This window comes from Streptomyces rubellomurinus (assembly GCF_000961885.1).
GTDB classification, from domain to species: Bacteria; Actinomycetota; Actinomycetes; order Streptomycetales; family Streptomycetaceae; genus Kitasatospora; species Kitasatospora rubellomurina.
In genome coordinates, this window is the sequence record NZ_JZKH01000169.1 from 1 (window position 1) to 6,631 (window position 6,631).

At 76.2% G+C, this 6,631-nt stretch carries 8 protein-coding genes; 5 read left to right on the forward strand and 3 right to left on the reverse strand.

What is annotated here, in order from left to right:
* The coding region (locus VM95_RS36590; RefSeq protein ID WP_045705430.1) for an enolase C-terminal domain-like protein at window positions 1-649 on the forward strand (649 nt) is incomplete at its 5' end.
* 18 nt (window positions 650-667) lie between these two features.
* Entirely contained in the window at window positions 668-1,339 is a 672-nt protein-coding gene (locus VM95_RS36595; protein ID WP_045705432.1) for an HAD family hydrolase, read from the forward strand.
* A 27-nt stretch (window positions 1,340-1,366) separates the two neighbouring features.
* Here VM95_RS36595 and VM95_RS36600 read toward each other — a convergent pair whose 3' ends face one another.
* Window positions 1,367-3,118, reverse strand: a complete 1,752-nt coding sequence (locus tag VM95_RS36600) for a glycoside hydrolase family 15 protein (RefSeq protein ID WP_045705434.1) — start codon at window positions 3,116-3,118, stop codon at window positions 1,367-1,369.
* A 36-nt stretch (window positions 3,119-3,154) separates the two neighbouring features.
* Window positions 3,155-4,108, reverse strand: coding sequence for a TIGR03557 family F420-dependent LLM class oxidoreductase (locus tag VM95_RS36605; protein ID WP_045705436.1), 954 nt, complete (start codon window positions 4,106-4,108; stop codon window positions 3,155-3,157).
* 217 nt (window positions 4,109-4,325) lie between these two features.
* On the opposite strand from VM95_RS36605, the gene VM95_RS43005 reads away from it, so the two are divergent.
* The 3 genes from VM95_RS43005 (at window position 4,326) to VM95_RS36610 (ending at window position 6,174) form a co-directional block, all read left to right on the forward strand.
* Window positions 4,326-4,484 carry a hypothetical protein gene (locus tag VM95_RS43005; protein ID WP_157882298.1) on the forward strand — a complete coding sequence of 53 codons (159 nt, stop codon included), beginning with the start codon at window positions 4,326-4,328 and terminating at the stop codon, window positions 4,482-4,484.
* 161 nt (window positions 4,485-4,645) lie between these two features.
* The gene (locus tag VM95_RS43010) at window positions 4,646-4,819 is read left to right on the forward strand and encodes a hypothetical protein (RefSeq protein ID WP_157882299.1); all 174 of its coding nucleotides are present in this window, start codon (window positions 4,646-4,648) and stop codon (window positions 4,817-4,819) included.
* 155 nt (window positions 4,820-4,974) lie between these two features.
* Window positions 4,975-6,174, forward strand: coding sequence for a PP2C family protein-serine/threonine phosphatase (locus tag VM95_RS36610; RefSeq protein ID WP_045705439.1), 1,200 nt, complete (start codon window positions 4,975-4,977; stop codon window positions 6,172-6,174).
* Window positions 6,175-6,203: 29 nt separating this feature from the next.
* Here VM95_RS36610 and VM95_RS36615 read toward each other — a convergent pair whose 3' ends face one another.
* The gene (locus VM95_RS36615; RefSeq protein ID WP_045705441.1) at window positions 6,204-6,404 is read right to left on the reverse strand and encodes a hypothetical protein; all 201 of its coding nucleotides are present in this window, start codon (window positions 6,402-6,404) and stop codon (window positions 6,204-6,206) included.
* Window positions 6,405-6,631: the final 227 nt, after the last annotated feature.

Consider the following 6,631-nt stretch of genomic DNA (forward strand, 5'->3'; position numbering starts at 1 on the left):
CGGCTGGGCCGTCGACCAGGGCATCCCCCGCGTCAAGATCAAGATCGCCGAGTCCTGGGGCACCCGCGAGCACCGCGACCTCGAACGCGTCCGGGCCGCCCGCGCCACCGTCGGCGACCGCACCGAGCTCTACACCGACGCCAACGGCGGCTACCACCGCAAACAGGCCGTCCGCGTCGGCAACGCCCTGGCCGGCGAGGGCGTCACCTGGTTCGAGGAACCCGTCTCCTCCGACGACCTCACCGGCCTGCGCACCGTCCGCGACGCCGTCACCCCCGACGTCACCGCGGGCGAGTACGGCTACGACCTCGCCTACTTCGCCCGCATGATCCCCGCCGTCGACTGCCTCCAGGCCGACGCCACCCGCTGCGGCGGCCTCACCGCCTGGCTGCGCGCCGCCGCCCTCGCCGAAGCCCACGGCCTCGACATCTCCGCCCACTGCGCCCCCCACCTGCACGCCCACGCCGCCGCGGCCGTCCCCAACTGCCGCCACCTGGAGTGGTTCCACGACCACGTCCGGATCGAGCGGCTGCTCTTCGACGGCACCCTCGACCCGGCCGGCGGCACCGTCACCCCCGGCGCGGACGGCGCCCCCGGCCACGGGCTGCGGCTCGTACCCGCCCGGGCCGCCCCGTACCGCACCGCCTGAGCCCAGGAAGGACGAACCATGAAGACCGCAGCGGCACTCTTCGACGTCGACGGCACCCTGCTCGACACCACCTACCTGCACGCCCTCAGCTGGTGGGAGGCGCTGCGCCAGTACGACCGGACGGTGCCCGCGGCCCGCGTCCACCGGGCCATCGGGATGGGCGGGGACCAACTGCTCGACCACCTCCTCGGGGAGCACCGGGACCACGCCGACGACGAGGCGATCACCGCCGCCCACGACGCCCTCTACGCCAGCCACTGGCCGGCCCTCACCCCCCTGCCCGGCGCCGCGGACCTCCTGCGCGCCTGCGCCGCGCGCGGCTGGCGGATCGTCCTGGCCAGCTCCGCCTCCGCACGCGAACTCGCCGTGCTGCGCCGAGCCCTGGACGCCGACGACGTCATCGAGGCGGCCACCTCCGCCGACGACGTGGCCGCGACCAAACCCGCGCCGGACCTCGTCCACGCGGCGCTGGAACTCGCCGGCGCCGACCCGGCGGACGCCGTCTTCGTCGGCGACACCGTGTGGGACGTCGCCGCCGCGGGCCGGGCCGGGGTGCCGTGCGTCGCCGTCGAGAGCGGCGGGTTCTCCGCCCAGGAGCTCCTCGGCTGCGGCGCCGCCGAGGTCCACCGCGACACCGCCGAGCTGCTGGCCGACCTGGACGCCGGACTGCTGGCCCGGCTCCCGGCCTGACGGCCGTCCCGGCCTGGTCGCGCCGGGTCAGCGGTCGGAGGCGAGGGTGACGGCGGCCTCCAGCAGCAGGGCGTGCACGAAGGACTGCGGCAGGTTCCCGCGCAGTTGGCGCTGGGCGACGTCGAACTCCTCCGCGTAGAGGCCGGCCGGGCCGCAGGCCGCCCGGTTGCGTTCGAACCAGCGCACCGCCTCGACCTCGTCGTGCTGCTGGTGCTCGGCGAGGGCCATGACGAAGCCGCACAGCAGGAACGCACCCTCGGCGTCCTCCAGCGGCCGCCGGTCGTGGCGGAACCGGTACAGATAGTGGTCCCGGCCGAGGTCCCGCCGGACGGCCCGCAGGGTCGCGGTGGTGCGGGGATCGCCGGCCGGCAGGGCGCCGCGCAGGGCGGGCAGCAGCAGGGCCGCGTCCACGCCCGTCCGGCCGGGCGAGCGCTGCCAGCGGCCGGACGGGTGCAGGCAGTCGGCGCACGCCTCGGCGACGATCAGGTCCGCCAGGGCCTCCCAGCGGGCCGCGCGTGCGCCGCCGGTGCCGGGGGCGGCGGCGATCGCGCGCAGGCCGGCCGCGCAAGTCAGCCGGCTGTGCGCCCAGCGGTCGGCGTCCAGCTCCCAGATGCCCGCGTCCGGCTCCCGGTGCCGCGCGGCGATCGCGTCGGCGGCGGTGAGCGCGGCGAGCCGGCCGTCGACGTCCAGCCGGTCGCGGCGGGCGGCGGCCGCGAGCAGGAGCAGGCTCTCGCCGAAGACGTCGAGCTGGAACTGCCGGTTGACGTGGTTGCCGACCACGTCGAAGCCGCCCGGGTAGCCGGGCAGGTCCAGGGTGCGCTGGTCCGGGACGGCCGACCCGGTGACGGTGTAGGCGGGCGCCATCCCGGCGCCGTCCTCCAGCAGGCGGGCGGTGACGAACCGGACGGAGCCGTCCAGCAGCTCGTGCGCGCCCGCGGCCGCGGCGGCCTGGCCGATGTACGCCTGGTCGCGGATCCACACGTACCGGTAGTCGTAGTTGCGCCCCTGCTCGGCCCGCTCGGGCAGGCTCGTCGTGGCGGCGGCCACCGTGCCCCCGCCGGGGCCGGTGAGGCCGGCCAGGACGGCGTGGGCGTGACGGGCGTCCCGCTGCCCCATGGCACCGACCGGGTCGGGCACGCAGTCCGCCCACCCGGCCTCGGTCGAGCGCCACAGGGCGTCGGCCGGCTCCGGCTTGGGAAGGGGCCGGTCGGAGAGCTCCAGGACGAGGTCCCGCCGGCCCCCGGCCTCCAGCAGCACCGTGGCGCGCAGCGCCGCGCCGTCCGGCCGGGCGTCCGGGGCACCGGTCAGGCGTACGTGCAGGCCGCCGGTGCGGCCCGTCCAGGTGCCCCGCTCGTCGCGGTGCAGCTCGCGCAGGGGGTGCGCGCCGAAGCCGGCCGCCGGGCGCAGGTGGACCTCCACCCGGGCGTCCCCGTGGACGGCCTCGATCCGGCGCAGCAGCACGGCGCGGTGCCGCTCGCCCGGGTGGGCGAGGGCTTCGCGGCACTCGACGATTCCGCCCGTGGTGGTCCAGCGGCTGCGCCAGACCAGGCTGCCCGGCTCGTAGTAGCCGCCCCAGACGAAGGGGGCGGCCGGGGTGACGGCGTACCAGCCGGTGCCGCCGATCAGTGCGGCGAACACGGCGTCGTCGTGCCAGGCCGGGGCGCACATCCAGACGATGTCGCCGCGGGGCCCGAGGAGGGCGCCGCGGTGGCCGTCGGCGAGCAGGGCGTAGTCCCGCAGCGCGTGCGGGGCCGGCGCGGTGGCGTCGGGCGTGCTCAACTGCCCACCTCCCGTGGCGAGTCGGCCGACACCCGGTCACTCCAGCCGAGGCAGGACCTGCTCGCGGTAGAAGTCGAAGAACCCCTCCTGCTCCTGGCCGATCTGGCCGACGTACACCTCGTCGAACCCGGCGTCGACGTAGCCGCGCAGCCGGTCGGCGTGCTCCCGCGGATCGTCGCCGCAGGTGACGGAGCGGGCCACCATCTCCTCGGTGACCAGTTCGGTGGCCTGCTCGAAGTGCCGCGGCGTGGGCAGGACCTGGGCGAGCTCGCCGGGCAGCAGTTCGCTGGGCCAGAGCCGGTGGACGGTCTTGACCGCCCGGTCCCGGTCCTCCGACCAGCAGACCTTCACGCCGCCGAGCACCGGCCCGGTGCCGCCGGCGGCCCGGTAGCGGCCGATGAGTTCGGTGTCCGGGCTCATCGTGACCAGCCCGTCCGCGAACTCGGCCGCCGCCTCGGCGGCCTTGGCGCCGAACGCCGAGACGTGGACCGGCAGCCGCCCGTCCTTCGGCGGCGTGTAGAGCCGGGCGTTCTCGACGGTGTAGTGCGCGCCCTGGTGGCTGACGAGTCCGCCGGTGAACAGCTCGCGCATCACCGCGACGGCCTCCTCCAGCATCTCCGCCCGCACCGCGAACGGCGGCCACCGGTCGCCCAGCACGTGCTCGTTCAGCGCCTCGCCGGTTCCGACCCCGAGCCGCAGACCGCCCTCCAGCTGCACGTCGGCGGTCGCCGCCGCCTGGGCGACGACGGCGGGATGGATCCGGACGGTCGGGCAGGTCACCAGCGTCGTCACCGGCAGCCGGACGACCTGCGAGAGCGCGCCGATCACGCCCCAGACGAACGGGCTGCTGCCCTGGGCGTCGTTCCACGGGTGGTAGTGGTCGGAGATCGCCAGCCGGGTGAAGCCGGCCCGCTCCGCCCACCGGGCCTGCTCGACCAGCTGGGCGGGGGTGAACTCCTCGCAGGACAGGAAGTAGCCGAACGCCGTCATGGCAGCCTCGCTTCGTCGGTTCGTGGGTGCGTCGCTTCGTGGGTTCGTCGCTTCGTCGGTTCGTCGCTTCGTGGGTTCGTGGGTACGTCGCTTCGCGGGTGTCCTTCGTCGGAGCGGCTTACCGGGCCGGGCGCGGTGAAACCTCGCCGCCGTTTGCCGGGCCCGGCACCGGGTAGCCGGTCCGGTCCCCGAAGCACCGACCACGGAGGTGACCCCCATGGACGCGCGCGAAAGCGGCGGTCCGGCCGGAGCCGTCCGCACACCCGACCGGCCCGAGGTCGGCGGACCGGCGTGCTCCTGCCAGACGGGCGCACCGGACGACGAGAGCAGGGAGCAGGGCGATGCGGAGACCTACGCCGTCCTCGGCGAGGACTGAGCAGGTGGCTTCGGTCGCCTCCGGGGCGTCCGTACGGCTTTCGCGCGCCGCCCGGCGGCCGGCCCACCACCGCCCCGGCCGCCGCAGACCGGCGGTCGGGCACAGTGCCCGCTACCCGGCGCAGGCCTGGAACGCGCTCTGAGCTCCGAGGAGGACGGACGATGGACGACACACCCCAGGGCGGCGCCGGCGGCGTGCCGCCGCGCCCCGAGGGCGCGGAGCATCCGAAGCGGCCCGAGGACCCCGAGGGCACCGTCAAGACGGTCCGGGCGGGCAGGGCCGTGGCGCAGCAGCGGGCCGAGCACCGGACCGAGCCCGCCGAGTCCGCCGAGTGAGACGGGCCCGACGAGAGCGCCGGGACACCGCCGTCGCGATGACCACACCGGCACTCCGCCCCCCGCAGCCGCCATCGGCGCTGCGGAGGGCGGGCCGGTGCGCGCGTGCGGTCCGGCCGTCAATGGGTAGGCGCGACGGCGACGGGAGGTGCCAAGTGCCGACATGTGACGAGAAGACGCTGGGCGGAGTCCTGGCGCGGACCCTCGCCCGTTCCCGGGCCGGCGGACCGGGCGTCCTGCCCGGCGCGGTCCAGGACGCGGCCCGGGAACTGGGCGGGGCCGGCGCACGGGTCTTCCTGGCCGACGTCCAGCAACGGCACCTCGTGCCGCTGCCGGAGGACGGCCACGACCCGGGGGAGCGCCAAGACATCGAGACCACGCTCGCCGGCCGCGCCTACCGGCTGCGGCGCACCCAGACCTCGGCCGGGCCGCCCCCGGTCGGCTGGTTCCCGCTCGTCGACGGGATCGAGCGGATCGGCGTGCTGCGCGTGGAGACCCGGGAGCCGGAACCGGACGCGGCCGGCTGCTGGGAGGCCTTGGCAGGCCTCGTGGCCCTGCTCGTGGTCTCCGCGTCCACGTACAGCGACGTCATCGTCCGGATGGCGCGCGACCGGCCGATGAGCCTGCAGTCCGAACTGCTGTGGGCCTTCCTGCCGCCGCGCACCATCGGCACCCGCGACGTCACCTCCAGCGCGGTCCTCGAACCCGCCTACGAGGTCGGCGGCGACGCCTTCGACCACTCCGTGGCGGGCGGGCGCCTCCACCTGTCCGTGTTCGACGCCATGGGCCACGACCTCGCCTCCGGCGGGGCCAGCTCGGTCGCGCTCGCCGCCTGCCGCAGCACCCGCCGGGCCGGCGGCGGCCTGGCGGACATCGTGCAGGCCATCGACCGCACCCTGGGCCGCTGGATCCCCGACCGGCTGCTCACCGCCGTCGTGGCGGACCTGGACACCGCCACCGGCGAACTGTCCTGGGTCAACTGCGGCCACCCGACACCGCTGCTCATCCGCGGCCGGCACGTCCTCCCCGACGCCCTGCGGCGGCGTGCCGAACTCCCGCTCGGCCTCGGCTTCCACGACCACGGCCCGCAACCCGTGCACCACCTCAGGCTCCAGCCCGGCGACCGGGTCCTGGTCTACACCGACGGCGTCACCGACGCCCGCTCACCCGGCGGGGAGACCTTCGGCGAGGAGCGCCTGACCGACACCCTCGTCCGGCACACGGCGAGCGGCGAACCCGCCCCCGAGGCCCTGCGCCACCTGATCCACGCGCTGCTCGCCCACCAGGACCACCGCCTGCGCGACGACGCCACGATCGCCCTCGTCGCGTGGCACCCGGAGGGCCGGGGCGGGTGAGCGGCCCCGGGGCCGGGTCCTGAAGTGGTTCAGGGCCCGGAGCCGTCCGCCGGGCCCTCCCGGCCGAGGAGCCCCAGCGCGTCCAGGAGCAGCCGGCAGTCCTCGGCGCTGCGGGCGCGGGCCGCCACCGCCCGCCGCGCCAGGGCCCGCACCTCGGGCGGCCCCGGTTCCTGGGGAAGCCCGAACACCTCGGCCATGGTCTCCAGTTCACGGTTCGCGTGCGTCGACATCGACCGGCCCACCTCCTGCCCTCGACGGAGCCGACCTTCCAGGCTACTCCCGGCCCCGCGAAGGCCCGCCGGCATCCGGCCGACCGTGCGGAGAGGCCCCGAGGACCCAGGCCCTCTCTTTTGGATCTTTGCCGGGTCCGCGACGCTCCCCCAGCCTTCGGCCGGGAGGTACCCCCAGGGCACAAGCGCACCTCGCCGCGTTGTCGTCGGTCGCCAATGGCCCCCAG